Genomic DNA, 14,741 nt, shown 5'->3' on the forward strand with positions numbered 1-14,741 from the left:
AGTCGAGTCCGACGATGTGATTACCGGGACCAAAGACGGAGGACGGAGGACCGCCAGGAGGGTCCGTCCCCGGTCCCCCGTCTCCCTACTCGAACCCGGCGCGGAGCCACCGTGTGACGGTCGCGATCTGGGCTGCGGGCTCGACGGCCGAGCGGCCCTCCGACGGCATCGGCCGGTCATCGGCGCCCTCACGGCGCGGGGGCCGGCGGCCAGCGGAGCGCGCCTGGATCGCCGTGGCGCGCACGTCGACCAGTTCGACGCCCACGCCCACCGCGTCGCCGGCCGACGTCGGCAGCAAGCCCGGCGCCGCCTCGAGCGGGATCCGCATCTCGACCACGAGACCCCGCGTGCCCCACGTCGCCGACGCGACCAGGCCGCCAAACGAACCGTCCGCCGTCGCCCGCTGGGTGAGCACGCCGCGCGTGACCTCGACCTCGTCGAGGCCGGACTCGAACCGGCGACGGAGCCGCTGCGGGTCCGTGCCCGCCATCGGGCCGCCCTCGCGCGGGCCGTTGCGGACGACCGACCGGGCGTCGGGCGCCTCGGGCGCCGGGTAGCGGATGCCGAGCACGCGCTCGGTCCCCCCGTCGGGGTCGACCCAGACGCGCAGGCCGCCGAGCGCGATCCGCCGGGCCTGCCGGTCGTCGCCCGCGATCAAGGCCACGACCAGGTCGTCGGCGTCGCGGCGCAGGCCGATGCTCAGGCCGGCCTCGCTCGGGACCGGCCGGAGCGCCGACGGCCACTCCGACGCCTCGCCGTCGACGACGGTGTCGGCGGTGGCCGGCTCGATGGCGTACAAGAGCGGCGCCGACCCGCAGCCGGCGGCGAGGGCGAGGAGGGCAACGAAGACGAGTGAGCGCATCGGGGAGGGCGACGGGGACGGGAGGCTACGCAGCCTCCAACGCAGGAAGGAGGCGAATCGTCGAGCCCGGCGTCGGACGGATCAGAGGCTGTCTGGGATCGACTCAACGCGACCTACGAGGTCCCCTCTCCTTCGCTGGTAGGGGGAGGCTTTCACGGAGTGCGGCATCCGAGCCGCCTCCCGTCGTCGCCCGAGGGGTCCCCTCTCCCTGCGGGAGAGGGACAGGGTGAGGGGTCCCGGCGTCGGACCCGACCTCGAAGCCGCGAGCGTCACCGTATGGGTCCCCGCCTCCGCGGGGATGACTCGTGGGGGGAGAGCGCTCGATTGTGAAAACCTCCCCTTGTCCCCTCTCCCTCGAGGAGAGGGACAGGGTGAGGGGCCGGAGACGCTGAATCAACTTCACAGCTCGTCCCGACCGTCCCCCCCTCCCCCCGAGGGGTGGAGAGGGGACCTGATACCCTCCTCCCCAAACAGCCTCTCGCGGAAGGATTCCGATGGCGCGAGCGTCCGAGGCCGAGCGTCACCGCGTCCGGTCCGCCCACCGTCTCGGACGGGACCCTCTCCCCTCTCGACCCATGATCACCGCCGCCGACCTCCGCACCATCGACGTCTTTTCGGACCAGCCCGAGGATGACCTCGCCTGGCTCGCGTCGGTCGCCGACGAGCAGCGCATCTCGACGGGCGCGGTCCCGTTCCAGCGCGGCGACCCGGCCGACACGATGTTCGCCGTGATCGAGGGCGGCTTCCAGATCTTCACCATCCAGGGCGAGACGCGGACGCTGTTCGGCACCATCCGGGCCGGCGAGATCAGCGGACTCCTCCCGTTCTCGCGAATGGAGACGTTCGCCGGCGAGGGCGTCGCGATCTCCGACGGCCGGATCGCCCGCGTCCACCGGGACCACTTCCCCGAGATGCTGTCGCGGATGCCGGAGGTGGGCCAGCGCCTCGTCGCGCGGATGACCGACCGCGTCCGCGAGTCGTCGAAGAACGACGTCCAGCGCGAGAAGATGATGTCGCTGGGCAAGCTCTCGGCCGGGCTCGCCCACGAGCTCAACAACCCGGCCGCCGCCATCCGCCGGTCCGTCGCCGACTTGCGCGAGCGGCTCGACCAGATGCCGACGCTCGTCACCCGGCTCACCGGCCACGGCCTGACGCCGGACCAAGTCGAGGCCGCGCGCGGCGCGCTGATGACGTGCACCGCGCCCACGCCCGGCACGCTGTCGACCGTCGAGCGGAGCGAGCGCGAGGACGACCTGGCCGACTGGCTCGACGTCCACGACGTCCCCCACGCCTACGTCGTCGCCGAGATCCTCGCCGAAGAGGGCGTGACTCCGAAGGCGCTGACGCACCTCGCCGAGCACGTGGACGAGGCCGCGCTGAGCGACGTGATCCTGTGGATCGAGAAGGGGCTGGCGTCCAACCGGCTCCTGGCCGAGATCGAGCGGGCCGCCGGCCGCATCTCCGACCTGGTGGCGTCGGTCAAGGGCTACACCCACCGCGACCAGGCCCCGGACCGCCAGCGGACCGACCTCCACGAGGGACTCGACCAGACGCTGACGATGCTGGGCCACAGCGTCAAGGTCAAGAGCGCCCGCGTCGTGCGCGACTACGGCACCGACGTGCCCCCGGTCTCGGCGTTCCCGGGCGAGATCAACCAGGTGTGGACGAACCTGCTCGACAACGCGCTCGACGCCATTGGTGACGGCGGCGAGGTCCGGATCGGCACGCGCGCCGAGGGCGCCGTCGTCTGCGTCACCATCGCCGACGACGGGCCCGGCATCCCGGCCGACGTGCAGGAGAGGATCTTCGAGCCGTTCTACACGACCAAGGAGCCGGGCAAGGGAACGGGGCTCGGCCTCGACATCGCCCGGCGGATCGTGATGCAGCATCAGGGTCGGCTCTCGGTCGAGAGCGAGCCCGGCCGGACCGTCTTCGAGGTCTGTCTCCCCATCGACACCCCGCGAGCGTCGGTGACGCCGCTCGACGCCATCGGCACCGCCGCGACGGGCTGACGTGCCGTGGCCCGGCGGGAACGCAGCCGGGCCGCCAGCGATACGGCGGTCATGGACTTTGGAACCATCGACCTCGGGCTCGCGGGCATCGGTGTCGCGGTCGTGTACCTCGCCGGCGTCGCCACGGCCGTCGACGCCATCATGAACGCGCGGACGCCGCAGGGCGCGACGGCCTGGGTGTTTGCCCTGGCCACGATCCCCCTGGTGGCGCTCCCGACGTACTGGATCGTCGGCCGGTTCAAGTTCGAGGACTACTTGACGGCCCTGCGCGAGTTCGACTCCGAGATCGCGAGCGGGCTCGAAGACGCCAAGAAAGGGCCCCTCAAGCCGTTCCTCATCGACAACGACGGACACAGCGACGGCCGCGAGACGGGCGAGATGCGGGCGTTCGACGAGATGGCGACGGTCCCGTTCACGTCCGGCAACGACGTCCGCCTGCTGATCGACGGGGAGGCCACCTTCGAGGCGTTGTTCCAGGCCATCGACGCCGCTGAGGACTACGTCCTGACCCAGTTCTACATCGTCCGCGACGACGCCATCGGGCAGCGGTACAAGCGGCACCTGATCGCGGCGGCCCGGCGCGGGGTGACCGTCCGGTTCCTCTACGACACGGTGGGAAGCATCAAGCTGCCCCGGGGCTACAAGAAGGAGTTGGAGGCCGCTGGCGTCTGCGTCTGCCCGTTCACCGGGCCGCGGAACTGGCTCAAGAAGCTCCGGCTCAACTTTCGCAACCACCGCAAGATCACCGTCGTCGACGGCCGGGTCGGGTTCGTGGGCGGGCTCAACGTGGGCGACGAGTACCTCGGCCACACGGAGGACTTCCCGCACTGGCGCGACACGCACCTCCGGGTCGAGGGGCCGCTCGTGCAGGGCTTGCAGCTGTCGTTCGCGCGCGACTGGTTCTACGGGACCCGGGAGGAGATCGACGGCCTCGTGTGGGAGCCCGAGGCCGCCGAGGCGGACCGCACGGCCCTCGTGCTGGCCTCGGGCCCGGCCGACAAGCTCGAGACGTGCGGGCTGCTCTACTCCCACGCCATCGAGAGCGCTGAGGAGCGGGTCTGGATCGCGACGCCCTACTTCGTCCCGGACGGGCGCGTGCTCGGGGCGCTCCAGTTGGCGGCCCTCCGCGGCGTCGACGTCCGGGTGATCATGCCGCGCGAGAGCGACAGCGTCTTCTTCAAGTGGGTCCCGTACGCAACCCTCCCCGAGGTCGAGCGGGCCGGCGTCAAGGTGTTCCTCTACGAGCCCGGGTTCATGCACCAGAAGGTGGCCTTGGTCGACGGCGACTTCGCCGCCGTCGGGACGGCCAACTTCGACAACCGCTCGTTCCGGCTCAACTTCGAGGCGACGGTCGTGACGAAGGACGTCGAGACCTGCGACAACGTGGCCGCCATGCTGGAGCGCGACTTCGCTCGGGCCACCCGGATCCACAGCGACGACCTCGAAAGCAAGTCGTTCGCGTTCCGGTTCGCGGCCAACGCGACCCAACTGCTGGCGCCGGTGCTGTAGCGGAGGTCTCGCGGGTTCGGCGGGTTTCGCAGGTTTGGCAGGTTCTCAACTCGCCAGACCTGCGGAACCCGCGACACCTGGCGAACCCACTCGCCCTCAGTGGTAGAGGAACAGCGGGACCTTCGACTCTTCGAGCAGCTTGGTCGCCGACGAGCCGAAGATCATCTTGCGGAAGCCGGACTTGGCGAAGGCCCCCGAGACCACCAGGTCGGCGCGGTCGCCCTGGGCCAGCTCGCAGATCCGCTCGGAGGGGTCGCTGCTCTCGATGCCCGTCGAGGTCACGCGCTCGAAGCCGTGGGCGCGGAGGTACGTCACGGCGTCCTCGCGGAGCCGCTCGCTCGCCAGCCGGTCGGCATCGGAGCCGCCGCGGACGTGGACGACCTCGACGTCGACGTCGGTGCCGAACGGGGCGAGGTGGGCGAACTTCTGCATCGTCCGCGCCGAGGCGCCGCTGCCGTCGTAGGCCACGGCCACGCGCCGGACGGTCGGCCGCGCCGTGCCGACGATGAGCGTGGCGGCGGCGGCGTCCTGGAGCACCTTGCCGAGCGTGTGCGTGCGGCGATCGGGGTCGGCGTAGTAAAAGTGGCTCTCGCGGCCGGCCACCAAGAGGTCGTGCGTCCGCATCTCGTCGAGCAGGCTCTTGACGAGCGCGCCCTCGCCCACGCGGTCGCCCGAGTGGCGGACGCCCTCGGCCTCGACGCGCGTCGTGAAGGTGTCGATCAGCGCCGCCGCCTTCTGCCGCGTCTCCTCGGTAAGCTGCTCCCGGAGCCGCTCGGCGAAGTACATCGACCCGATCCCGCCGCCGGCCGTCTCGGTCCCGATCGAGTCCTTGTCGACGAACGCCAGGCCTGTTACCTCGCCGTCGTGCTGGCGGGCAATGTCGATGGCGGTGTCTGTCGCGACGGGCGTGTCGGAGTCGGGGTCGAGGACGACGAGGATGCGCTGGGTCATGACCGGGGGAGAGGGAGGCCGGAAGGTACGCTGAGAGGGCAGGATCTCGTTCCGGCTGACAGCCTGTCACCGATTGGTCTACTCCGGGCGACCACTCGTCTACGGGGGTGATCACTTGCCTCCCGTCCGTCCACACCCCTCTGTATTACTCTGTCAAAGGGTTTAAAGAGTAGAACCAGTAGTAGGCCTGTGGACGGCGTGGAGAACCCGAGGGCGGGCCACACTTGTGGAGAGCCGTGGACAACCGGTTGTCTCGTCCACGATCTCATCCACGGCCGGTGCCTCTCTGCCAGTCGCCGGAGACGGTGCTCGTGGTGATCTCGGGGGGGTCGTCCACTTCTCCACACTCGTCCACAGCCGGGCCCCGCGCCTAGCCCACGTCGAGGACTCTGGCGATCGGTGTGGAGAACAGGTCGGACACCTCGTGGGGCGTTGGTGCTTGACGAGCGGGTCGGTTTCCCCATCGGACCGAGCGTCCACACGTCTTCTCGCGAGACCGGGGGTTTTCCACAGCGTCATCCACGGTGTGGACAGCGGTTTTTCGGACGTGTGGGCCGGTTGACCGGTGACCTCAGGGGCGACAGGTCGTCGCTACGCCGGCTTGCCGAGGAGCGAGAACATCTTCTGCTTGTAGGTCTCGACGCCCGGCTGGTTGAACGGGTCGACGCCGAGCATCGTCCCGCTCACGGCGACGGCGTGCTCGTAGAAGTAGAGGAGTCGACCCACCGTTTCGGCATCGAGGCGCGACAACGTAAGCGTCCAGTTCGGCACGCCGCCCTCAGCGTGGGCCTCGGCCGTGGCCTGGTACGCCTTCTCGTTGACCGTCCCGTAGGGCGTGCCCGCGAGATAGTTGAGCCCGTCCGGGTCGCCGTCCTCTTCCTGGACCGAGGGGCCGGCCTCGGCGTCGTCGATGCGGAGGAACGTCTCGACGAGCGTCCGCTGGCCCTGCTGGACGTACTGGCCGACCGAGTGGAGGTCGGTCGTGTACTGAAGGACGACCGGGAACAGGCCCTTCTCCTCTTTCCCCTCGCTCTCGCCGAACAGCTGCTGCCACCACGCGCCGATCCCCCGCAGCCGCGGGTCCATCACGGCCATCACCTCGGTCGCGTAGCCGGCTTCGTGGAAGGCGTAGCGGTCGGCGGCGTACTGGAGGGCCGGCGCCGAGGCGTCGGCGTCTTCGAGCTCGCGGGCCTGGGCGACGGCGCCGTAGAACAGCGTCCGGATGTCGATGCCGGCGGCGGCGATGGGCAGCAGGCCGACGGGCGTCAGGACGGAGAACCGGCCACCGACGTCGTTCGGGACCACGTAGCGGCGGTAGCCGCGCTCAACGGCGAAGTCGTGGAGCGCGCCCCGGTCGGCGTCGGTCGTGGCGACGATGCGGCGGTCGGCGTCGTCGAACCGCTCCTCCAGGAACCGCCGCGCCAGGCGGAAGGCGAGCGCCGGCTCCAGCGTCGTACCCGACTTCGAGATCACGTTGACGTAGACGCTCTTGCCGTCGAGGTACTCGAACAGGCGCTCGTGATAGTCCGGCCCGAGGTGGTTGCCGGCGAACAGGATCTCCGGCCCGTCGTCGCTGAACGGCGGCACGAGGGCCTGCATCACGGCCTCGGCGCCGAGGTACGATCCGCCGATCCCGATGCACAGCAGGACGTCGGCGCGGTCGCGGATCTCGGCGGCGACGCCGGCCACGTTTTCCAGGAGCGCGTCGTCCGGGTCGAGCAGCATCTGGCGCCAGCCGAGCATCTCGGGGCTGCGCGTGTCGCCGGCGAGCACGCGGCGGTGGGCGTCGAGCGCGCGGGCGTCGAGGGACTCGCGGTCGGCGCCGTCGAGCGAGGCGAGGGCGTCGGCGGCGTAGGTGCGGTCGAAGGAGAGCGGCATGGGGAGCGGGGGAGAGGGACCGGTTCAACGCCGCCTTTGGCTCGGGGTCCCCGCCTCGGCACGGGTCGGGGGCGCGGTCGGTGCCGAGGCCGTATCTCAGAGCACCCTCTCTCCGTCCCGATGCGCCTCTTTCCACTCCTCGCCGCCCTGCTGGTCGCCCTCGCCCCATCTGCCAGCGGACAGGACGTGCGCGCCCGCGACCTCGGCATCCCGTTCGACGGCATCCCGGGCCCGCTCAACGCCATCACCGACGTGCCCGGCGTCGAGGTCGGCCACACGACCCTCATCCGGGGCGACGGCCCGCTGGTCAAGGGCGAGGGCCCCGTCCGCACGGGCGTGACGGCGATCCTGCCGCGAGGCCGCACCTTCGACCCGGTGATGGCGGCGACGTACGCGCTCAACGGGAACGGCGAGATGACGGGCGTCCACTGGATCGAGGAGTCGGGCTACCTCGAGACGCCCATCGCGATCACCAACACGTTCAGCGTGGGCGTCGTCCGGGACGCCGTGGTCGCGTGGATGGACTCGACTGGGATCAACGCCGACCCGGCAGGCGGCCTGTGGTACACGTACCCGCTGGTGGCCGAGACCTACGATGTGCTCAACGACATCCTGGGCCAGCACGTCACGCGGCGCCACGCCTTCGACGCGCTCGACGCCGCCGCGCCCGGGCCGGTCGCCGAGGGCAACGTCGGCGGGGGGACGGGCATGATCGCGCACGGGTTCAAGGGCGGCATCGGCACGGCCTCCCGGCTGACGGGGAGCGGCCACACCCTCGGTGTCCTAGTCCAGGCCAACTACGGCGGGCGCGACCGCTTCCATGTCGCCGGCGTGCCCGTCGGCCAGGAGATCACGGACCTGAGGCCCAACTGGGACGCGATCGCGCGCGGCTCGATCATCGTCGTCGTGGCGACCGACGCGCCCTTGTTGCCGCCGCAGCTCCAGCGGCTGGCCGAGCGCGTCCCGCTCGCCATTGGCCGGATGGGCGGGGTCGGCTCGAACGGCTCCGGCGACATCTTCGTCGCCTTCTCGACCGGCAACCCGGGCGCCTGGGCCGAGCGGCCAACGGCGTCGCTGGCGGCGCTGCCGAACGACGAGATGAACGACCTGTTCGAGGCGACCGTCGGCGCGACCGAGGAGGCGATCCTGAACGCGATGGTCGCCGCCGAGACGATGACCGGCCGTGACGGGCTCACGGCGCACGCGCTCCCGCACGACCGGCTGCAAGAGGTTCTGCGCCGGTACGGCCGCTGGGTCGAGCCGTCGAGCCTGCCGCGCGCGGTCGCCGTGGAGACGGACGCGATGCGACCGCTGGTGGGCCACTACCGCGGGGAGGGGCCGATTGCCGAAGCGCGCGTGGCGCTCGACGGTGACCGCCTCTCCCTGGAGATCGGCGCGTCGCGGCGCCGCATCGTCCGGCTCGCGGACGGCCGGTGGCGCGTGCTGGGGACGGACCTGGACCTCGACCCGACGCCGGGCGGCGTCCGGCTCCTGGACGCGGACGAGGTCGTGGACACTCTCGAACGGGTCGGCAGATGACCACGTCTCGTGCCGACGCTTGGTCCTACGCATCGGCGGCCCCGTTCTTCAGAGCGCGTCGGGGCATTCGGCCGTCGGCTCGAACCGGAGGGCGACCCACCGCCCGCCGACGCGCTGGACGAGGAGGGCTGTCCGGGTGTCGTACGACCCGCTGTTGAGCGCGCGGTCCTCGAAGCAGAGCGACACGTCCGGCTCCCCGTCGCCGTTGGCGTCGCTGCGCGCGAGGACGGTGAGCGCGTAGAGCCACGAGTCGGACCGGGCCTCGGCTCGGTCGCCGCCCGCCTGGGTGACCGCGACGCCCAGGTCCGCGAGCGTCCGCTGCGACGGCTCGCGTCGGGGGCCGGTCGAGTTGCGGAACGACGACAGGTCGAGCTCCGACAGCAGCCGGCCGGCCTCCGCGTGATCGAGGCCGCTGGCGGGCGCCGACGCGCACCCGGCCGCGGCGATCAACCCGCAGAGCACGAGGCGGGCGGGCGTCACGGCCGGCTGGCGGCGGCGAGCCGGTCGAGGAACGCCTCGGGGTCGACGTGGTCGCTCGGGAATCCGTCCTCATCCCCGAACTCGTCGAGGACGTCCATGAACACGTCCATGATGCCGTCGTCGTCGAGCGTGACGCGCTCGTCGCGGCGGATCGCGAAGAAGAGCGGGGGCTCGTCGCCGATGGTGAAGTCGCCTTCGAGCAAGGCGCGGGCGGCGTCGGTCGGGCTGAGCTGCGCGAGCCGGGCGTGGCGGGCGGGGTCGGGCATGGACCCGGGGAACTGAAAGCTCATCGGTAGCGCCCCTCGGCGAACACCTCGCGGATGTCTTCGAGCACCTCGCGGTCGATCACCAGCGTCTCGCCGGCCGCGAGGTCGACACTCGACACCTCGTCGATGCGCAAGTCGTAGTTCTCCCAGCCCATGTAGTCGGTCAGGATCTGCTGGAACTCGGCGTCGACGACGCCGTCGGCCGGGCCGTCGTAGAAGCCGCGCGTGGTCCAGATTTCTTGCAGCTCGCGGGCGATGGCCGACGTGACCGGGACCAAGTCGGCCGGGTCGGAGTCGGTAAAGTAAAGGTCGTTGAGCGTGTAGAGCCGTTCGAGTTCGGCGAGCGGCGTCGGGTGGTCGTAGACCGAGATGTCGACGATCCGGTCGTCGCCGTCGTAGCCCGCGCCGGGCTTGACGACGAGCAGCGCCGCCGACTGCTCGCCCCGCTTGTCGCCGCCGGCGGCTCCGCCCGCGAGCAGTGCCGCCAGCAGCCGGTCGCCGAGCGCGCCGGATGTGGCCTCGAACGTCCGCGCCATGGCCTCGACCGTCGCTTGCGACACCAGGATGTTGCCTTGGGCCGTGAAGCCGCGCCCGGTCACGACCACGCCCGGCCCGGCGGCTCGCGTCGACCCATCGGCCTGGCCGACGAGCCCGCCGCGCCACTCGAACGCCTCCGCGCCGGTCCACGACGCCGCGTTGCCGTGCGCGTCGACGAGCCCGACCTGGCGCGTCTCGGGCGCGGGGTCCTCCCGAATCAGGATCGCCAGTGCTTCGGGAGCCGTCGCGCCGAGCCGCATCAGCGCCAACCCCTTCCGGCCGTAGTCGAGCCGCGCGAACGACTGCGTGGCGACGGCGCCGACGCCGGCCTCGGCCCACGGCACGATCCCGCGGACGTTGGGGAACTTGCTCTGGACGGCCACGCCCATCTCGCCCGTCGTCGTGTCGACGGCGACGATGGAGAACGTCGACACGAGCGGGTCGCCGGCCGCGTTCGTGGCCGGCGGGTCAGGCGCGCAGGCGGTCAGGCCGAGGACGGTGGAGACCAAGAGGGCGGAGCGGAGCGTTCGCATCGGCGTCGCGTGTGTGCCCCCGTATTCTAGCGCCATGGCTGCCTTGCGTCTGCTCTTGCTCTCCCTCGTTTTCGGCGCCGCCGCCTCGGCCCAGGGCGAGGTCCAGATCGCGCGCGTCCAGTACGGCGGCGGCGGCGACTGGTACTCGGGCGACCCGCTCCCGACGCTGATCGCGTTCGCTCGGGAGCACTCGCTCCTCGACCTCGCCCCGGAGCCGATCACGGTCGAGCTGACGAGCGACCGGCTGTTCACGGTCCCCATCCTCTACCTCAACGGGCACGGCAACGTCGCGTTCACCGAGGCCGAGGCCGGCCGGCTCCGGCGCTACCTCGAAGGGGGCGGCTTCTTGATCGTCAACGACGACTACGGGCTGGACCAAGCGGTCCGCCGCGAGCTCCAGAAGGTGTTCCCCGAGCAGGCACTCCAGCCGCTGCCGGCGAGCCACCCCGTCTACCACGCCCACTACGCCTTCCCGGCCGGGTTGCCCAAGATCCACGAGCACGACGGCGAGCCGGCCGTCGGCTACGGGCTGTTCCACGAGGGGCGGCTCGTCGTGTTCTACGCGGCGGAGAGCGACCTCGGCGACGGGTGGGAGCCGGCGGGCGTCCACCCGGACCCGCCGGAGGTGCGCCAAGCCGCGTTGCGGATGGGCGTCAACCTGCTGGTCTACGCCATGACGCAGGGCGTCGTGCAGTGACGACGGCCCGGGGTGAACGGTCGGTCGGGGGCGGTGGGCTAGCTTAGGGCGCTCTCCCACCGACCTCCGCATGACTCCCGGACGTGTCCTGTTCGTCGGCCTCCTCCTCACGGCGGGACTCCTGTATGTCCTGAACCCGGGGCCCGAGGCGTTCCGCGAGTTCCTCACGACGGAGGCGGCCAAGCGCGCGAGCGGGGACGCGGAGAACGGCGTGACGGACTTCCTGGCGGACCGCCTCGGCCGGCGCGCGGGGAGCCTGGCCAGCGACCAGTTCGAGCGCGAGGACTACTACGTCGCCAGCGTTTACACGGCCGACCTCAACGGGCGCATCCCGGGCGGCGAGTGGACTTACCTCGGCATCGCGGGGTGGTTCACGCCGCTCGAGCAGCCCGGCGACGGGCGGTAGAACGGGTGGTTACACCGCGCTCGCAGCCCTCTGCACTACTTGGAACCTCCGAGAACCGTCTCCGCCGGCGAACTCCTTGAGCACCACTGGCGCACGATGCTCTGGTTCTACGTCGGCGTGTTTGGGTTCGTCTCCTCTCTCTTCGCTGCCTCATTGTGGTCGTGGCCTCTCGTACTGATCGCGGTCCCCTTCGCCATTTTGGCGAACCGGGCCAAGGGCCGTCTCTACGAGCCGGAGCCGGGCGCGAGGTCTTCCAACTCGGCCATAGCTCTGGCGGCTTTCGGATTGGTGGCGGCGTTTCTCGTGTACGTCGTCTTGGCAAGTCTCATCGTCAACGTAGTCGCTGGCGCGGTGTAACCCGCGGCTGCAGGCCGACACAGGGCTTCAGCGTTCTTGGCCGCTCCGAACTCCGTTGCTTCCATAGCTTCCGCCAGCCCACCGTGCCCTCAGCCCCGTGCGGCTGAGCCACAACCTGTTATACGGCCTCGCACATTGCAGGTGTGAGCTTGCTGCTCTACAACAACTCTACAACAACCATGTCAACGTCGCGACTGCTCTTGCTGGCCCTATTGGGGACGGTTCCGCTCGCGGCGCAGGCACAGGCCCCAGAGATCCGCCGGGTGCTCTCGCCTGCGCTGCCTGACACGGTCACCTCAGACGCGCTCGACGAGGTCAACGGCCGAGCGACGCTCCGCGCAACGGGCGCGTCGTACACCGGCGTCGTCCGGGACCGCTGGCCGAACGGGCGGCTCAAACTCCTGCGCTCCGTAGAGGACGGCCGCGCGGCGGGCTTGTGGACGGAGTGGTACGAAAGTGGGACCGTGCGCTATCTCGCCGAGTGGCACCCCGAGGGTCCGGGCGAAGGTGCGTGGTTCTACTTCCACGAGAGCGGCGTCGTCCGCGACCGGACCGTCTACCGGCGCGACACGCCGGTCGGACCATCAGAGGGCTGGCACTCGAACGGGCGCAAGGCGTTCGAGGGCATATACGACAAGCAGGGAAACCGAGTCGGCATATGGCGCTGGTGGGCCGACGACGGCCGCGTCGAGCGCGAGGTCACGTACGCCGAGGGACGCGCTGAGAGCGTCGCCGCAACGTGGAACGTGAACTCGCCCGTGCCGTGCCTCACACCGTGCCTTTTGGCCCCCGGTGTGCTCTCGACCAACGCCGAGGAGTTCCGCCCCGTCTTCGCGCCCGAAGGCCGCGAGGCGTTCCTGACGCGCCGCCCGCCAGGCGGAGTGCAGCAGATCTACGTCTCCACCTACGAGAGCGGGCGGTGGGGCGAGCCCGTGCTCGCACCGTTCTCGACCGACGTTGAGGAGGAACTCGCCATCAGCGCCGACGGGCGACGTGTCGTGTTCGCGTCGCGCCGGTCAATGCGAGACCGGCAAGCCGACCTCTCCGACAACGTGTGGACGGCCGAGCGGACGGTGGGCGGGTGGTCCGAGCCCGTCGCCCTGCCCCGCGCGATCAACCGCCCACGTCCGAGCGGTGACGGCTGGCCCGTTGGCAGCGAGTTCGCGGGGGCGCTCCTCCCGGACGGCAGCCTGATCTTCTGGTCGGCCCTCCGCGATGCCGCTGACGCCGACTTGTTCATCGCGCCCGCACGCGGGACCCTGTTCGGGCGGCCAGTCCCACTTGGGCCGACGATCAACACGGCCGCCTTCGAGTCCGCCCCGGCCGTCTCGCCAGACGGGCGGTACCTCGTCTTCCAGCGTTCCGGCGCGGCGGACGGGGCCGGGCAGGAGGACCTGTACGTGGCCGAGCGGACGCCGGACGGGTGGGGCGCCGCTCGCCGGATCGACGCAGGGGTGAGCTCGGCGGCCAACGAGAGCTTCCCGAGCTTCACGCCTGACGGGCGCTCACTCGTGTTCTCGAGCGACCGTGGGGGGCCGTGGTCGGTGTACATCGTCGCCGTACAGTCCCTTAGTTTCGACGGTTCACCCTGACGCCACACCTCCGTCATGCACGAAAACGTGCGGCGTTCCGTCCGTGCATATTGACAAGTCTTGCCATGGCCGTATAACCCGCCGCTGCAAGCCTATGAAGGGCGTCAGCGCTCTCGGCTCGTCCGGGCGTCGGCGCTACTTTCGCTTCGCTCCACCACCGTGCCCTCAGCCCTTCGCGGTTGAGCGGCCACCTGTTATGGGGCTAGCCGAGCCACCCGCAAATGAAGATCCCCTCCGTCCGAGGTGTCATTGACCGGCGCATCCTCGTCAACTACCGCGTTGACCCGGACGCGCTCGCGGCTATGCTGCCGGCGCCGTTCGAGCCGAAGCTCGTCGGTGGGTTCGGGGTTGGCGGGATCTGCCTCATCCGGCTCAAGCACATCCGTCCGCAGTTCATCCCTTTCGAGGTGGGCATCGGGTCCGAAAACGCCGCGCATCGGATCGCGGTGGATTGGACCGAGGGCAGCACACGACGTGAGGGCGTATACATTCCCCGCCGTGACACCTCCTCGCACCTGAATTCGCTCGTGGGCGGGCGCGTATTCCCTGGCATCCACCACCACGCTACGTTTGAGGTTGAGGAGGAGGATGGCTGCTACGCCGTCTCGCTCCGAAGCGATGACGGTCGCACAAGCCTCCGCGTCGTCGGTCGTGTTGCTGACAGCATTTCGGACTCCTCCATATTCGACTCGGTCGGCGCGGCCTCATCGTTCTTCGAGCGCGGCTCGCTCGGCTACTCCGCCACAGCGGAGCCGGGCCGGTATGACGGACTCGAGCTCCGGTGTTTGAACTGGCATGTCGAGCCTCTGGCAATAGAGGAGGTGGCGTCGAGCTTCTTCGACGACAAGGATCGGTTTCCCAATGGCACGACCGAGTTCGACTGCGCGCTGCTGATGCGGGGGATTGAGCATGAGTGGCACGGACGGTCGCCGCTGTGCGCTTGCGACGAAGCGGATGCATGAGCATCGCAGTTGTAGGGGAGAGCCATGCCGGAGTGAACGGGTCTGTCACCCACCAAGCCGGTCTGATCTGTCACCACTCATCCCGGTTCGTACACCAGCGCCGTAGAGCCCGCCGCTGCAAGGCGACGAAGGGCGTCAGCGTCGTCGCTCCGGGAGGCTA

14 protein-coding genes are annotated in these 14,741 nt (G+C 70.4%); 8 read left to right on the top strand and 6 right to left on the bottom strand.

Going from position 1 to position 14,741, the window contains the following annotated elements; translation table 11 throughout:
* Positions 1 to 85 precede the first annotated feature (85 nt).
* On the bottom strand, positions 86 to 862 hold the full coding sequence (locus ACOOHE_RS00685) for a hypothetical protein (RefSeq protein WP_420455881.1): 777 nt from the start codon (positions 860 to 862) through the stop codon (positions 86 to 88).
* Between the two features lie 575 nt (positions 863 to 1,437).
* On the opposite strand from ACOOHE_RS00685, the gene ACOOHE_RS00690 reads away from it, so the two are divergent.
* Together ACOOHE_RS00690 and cls are read left to right on the top strand one after the other, a co-directional pair.
* A complete protein-coding gene (locus ACOOHE_RS00690) occupies positions 1,438 to 2,874 on the top strand; it encodes a sensor histidine kinase (RefSeq protein ID WP_420455882.1) in 1,437 nt (478 codons plus the stop codon).
* A 51-nt stretch (positions 2,875 to 2,925) separates the two neighbouring features.
* Positions 2,926 to 4,383 (top strand): cardiolipin synthase, encoded by a 1,458-nt coding sequence (gene cls, locus ACOOHE_RS00695; RefSeq protein WP_420455883.1) that lies wholly within the window; start codon positions 2,926 to 2,928, stop codon positions 4,381 to 4,383.
* 96 nt (positions 4,384 to 4,479) lie between these two features.
* Here the strand turns inward: cls and ACOOHE_RS00700 are convergent, their stop codons facing one another.
* On the bottom strand, positions 4,480 to 5,334 hold the full coding sequence (locus ACOOHE_RS00700) for a universal stress protein (RefSeq protein ID WP_420455884.1): 855 nt from the start codon (positions 5,332 to 5,334) through the stop codon (positions 4,480 to 4,482).
* A gap of 591 nt (positions 5,335 to 5,925) precedes the next feature.
* Positions 5,926 to 7,212 carry a glucose-6-phosphate isomerase gene (locus ACOOHE_RS00705; protein WP_420455885.1) on the bottom strand — a complete coding sequence of 429 codons (1,287 nt, stop codon included), beginning with the start codon at positions 7,210 to 7,212 and terminating at the stop codon, positions 5,926 to 5,928.
* A gap of 120 nt (positions 7,213 to 7,332) precedes the next feature.
* Here ACOOHE_RS00705 and ACOOHE_RS00710 point away from each other — a divergent pair, with 120 nt between their 5' ends.
* Positions 7,333 to 8,751 carry a P1 family peptidase gene (locus ACOOHE_RS00710; RefSeq protein ID WP_420455886.1) on the top strand — a complete coding sequence of 473 codons (1,419 nt, stop codon included), beginning with the start codon at positions 7,333 to 7,335 and terminating at the stop codon, positions 8,749 to 8,751.
* A 48-nt stretch (positions 8,752 to 8,799) separates the two neighbouring features.
* On the opposite strand, the gene ACOOHE_RS00715 is transcribed toward ACOOHE_RS00710, so the two are convergent.
* From ACOOHE_RS00715 to ACOOHE_RS00725, 3 genes are read right to left on the bottom strand one after another with little or no spacing between them, the layout of a single operon-like run.
* Entirely contained in the window at positions 8,800 to 9,231 is a 432-nt protein-coding gene (locus ACOOHE_RS00715) for a hypothetical protein (protein WP_420455887.1), read from the bottom strand.
* On the bottom strand, positions 9,228 to 9,497 hold the full coding sequence (locus ACOOHE_RS00720; protein WP_420455888.1) for a hypothetical protein: 270 nt from the start codon (positions 9,495 to 9,497) through the stop codon (positions 9,228 to 9,230). The genes ACOOHE_RS00715 and ACOOHE_RS00720 overlap by 4 nt, the downstream gene beginning before the upstream one ends.
* Before the next feature lie 20 nt (positions 9,498 to 9,517).
* A complete protein-coding gene (locus tag ACOOHE_RS00725; protein ID WP_420455889.1) occupies positions 9,518 to 10,567 on the bottom strand; it encodes a DUF1028 domain-containing protein in 1,050 nt (349 codons plus the stop codon).
* Between the two features lie 34 nt (positions 10,568 to 10,601).
* Here ACOOHE_RS00725 and ACOOHE_RS00730 point away from each other — a divergent pair, with 34 nt between their 5' ends.
* The 5 genes from ACOOHE_RS00730 to ACOOHE_RS00750 all read left to right on the top strand — a co-directional run bounded on the left by ACOOHE_RS00730 (position 10,602) and on the right by ACOOHE_RS00750 (position 14,581).
* A complete protein-coding gene (locus tag ACOOHE_RS00730) occupies positions 10,602 to 11,264 on the top strand; it encodes a DUF4159 domain-containing protein (protein ID WP_420455890.1) in 663 nt (220 codons plus the stop codon).
* Positions 11,265 to 11,334: 70 nt separating this feature from the next.
* Entirely contained in the window at positions 11,335 to 11,670 is a 336-nt protein-coding gene (locus tag ACOOHE_RS00735; protein WP_420455891.1) for a hypothetical protein, read from the top strand.
* A 96-nt stretch (positions 11,671 to 11,766) separates the two neighbouring features.
* Positions 11,767 to 12,027 carry a hypothetical protein gene (locus ACOOHE_RS00740; protein ID WP_420455892.1) on the top strand — a complete coding sequence of 87 codons (261 nt, stop codon included), beginning with the start codon at positions 11,767 to 11,769 and terminating at the stop codon, positions 12,025 to 12,027.
* Positions 12,028 to 12,206: 179 nt separating this feature from the next.
* Positions 12,207 to 13,619 carry a hypothetical protein gene (locus tag ACOOHE_RS00745; RefSeq protein ID WP_420455893.1) on the top strand — a complete coding sequence of 471 codons (1,413 nt, stop codon included), beginning with the start codon at positions 12,207 to 12,209 and terminating at the stop codon, positions 13,617 to 13,619.
* A gap of 221 nt (positions 13,620 to 13,840) precedes the next feature.
* The gene (locus ACOOHE_RS00750) at positions 13,841 to 14,581 is read left to right on the top strand and encodes a DUF2071 domain-containing protein (protein WP_420455894.1); all 741 of its coding nucleotides are present in this window, start codon (positions 13,841 to 13,843) and stop codon (positions 14,579 to 14,581) included.
* The last annotated feature ends 160 nt before the right edge of the window (positions 14,582 to 14,741 follow it).

The organism is Rubrivirga sp., from assembly GCF_965213695.1.
Taxonomy (GTDB): domain Bacteria; phylum Bacteroidota; class Rhodothermia; order Rhodothermales; family Rubricoccaceae; genus Rubrivirga.

Coding starts and splice junctions, on each gene's coding strand:
- ACOOHE_RS00685 (WP_420455881.1), bottom strand. CDS start 862: ATGCGCTCACTCGTCTTCGTTGCCCTCCTCGCCCTCGCCGCCGGCTGC.
- ACOOHE_RS00690 (WP_420455882.1), top strand. CDS start 1,438: ATGATCACCGCCGCCGACCTCCGCACCATCGACGTCTTTTCGGACCAG.
- cls (WP_420455883.1), top strand. CDS start 2,926: ATGGACTTTGGAACCATCGACCTCGGGCTCGCGGGCATCGGTGTCGCG.
- ACOOHE_RS00700 (WP_420455884.1), bottom strand. CDS start 5,334: ATGACCCAGCGCATCCTCGTCGTCCTCGACCCCGACTCCGACACGCCC.
- ACOOHE_RS00705 (WP_420455885.1), bottom strand. CDS start 7,212: ATGCCGCTCTCCTTCGACCGCACCTACGCCGCCGACGCCCTCGCCTCG.
- ACOOHE_RS00710 (WP_420455886.1), top strand. CDS start 7,333: ATGCGCCTCTTTCCACTCCTCGCCGCCCTGCTGGTCGCCCTCGCCCCA.
- ACOOHE_RS00720 (WP_420455888.1), bottom strand. CDS start 9,497: ATGCCCGACCCCGCCCGCCACGCCCGGCTCGCGCAGCTCAGCCCGACC.
- ACOOHE_RS00725 (WP_420455889.1), bottom strand. CDS start 10,567: ATGCGAACGCTCCGCTCCGCCCTCTTGGTCTCCACCGTCCTCGGCCTG.
- ACOOHE_RS00730 (WP_420455890.1), top strand. CDS start 10,602: ATGGCTGCCTTGCGTCTGCTCTTGCTCTCCCTCGTTTTCGGCGCCGCC.
- ACOOHE_RS00735 (WP_420455891.1), top strand. CDS start 11,335: ATGACTCCCGGACGTGTCCTGTTCGTCGGCCTCCTCCTCACGGCGGGA.
- ACOOHE_RS00740 (WP_420455892.1), top strand. CDS start 11,767: ATGCTCTGGTTCTACGTCGGCGTGTTTGGGTTCGTCTCCTCTCTCTTC.
- ACOOHE_RS00745 (WP_420455893.1), top strand. CDS start 12,207: ATGTCAACGTCGCGACTGCTCTTGCTGGCCCTATTGGGGACGGTTCCG.
- ACOOHE_RS00750 (WP_420455894.1), top strand. CDS start 13,841: ATGAAGATCCCCTCCGTCCGAGGTGTCATTGACCGGCGCATCCTCGTC.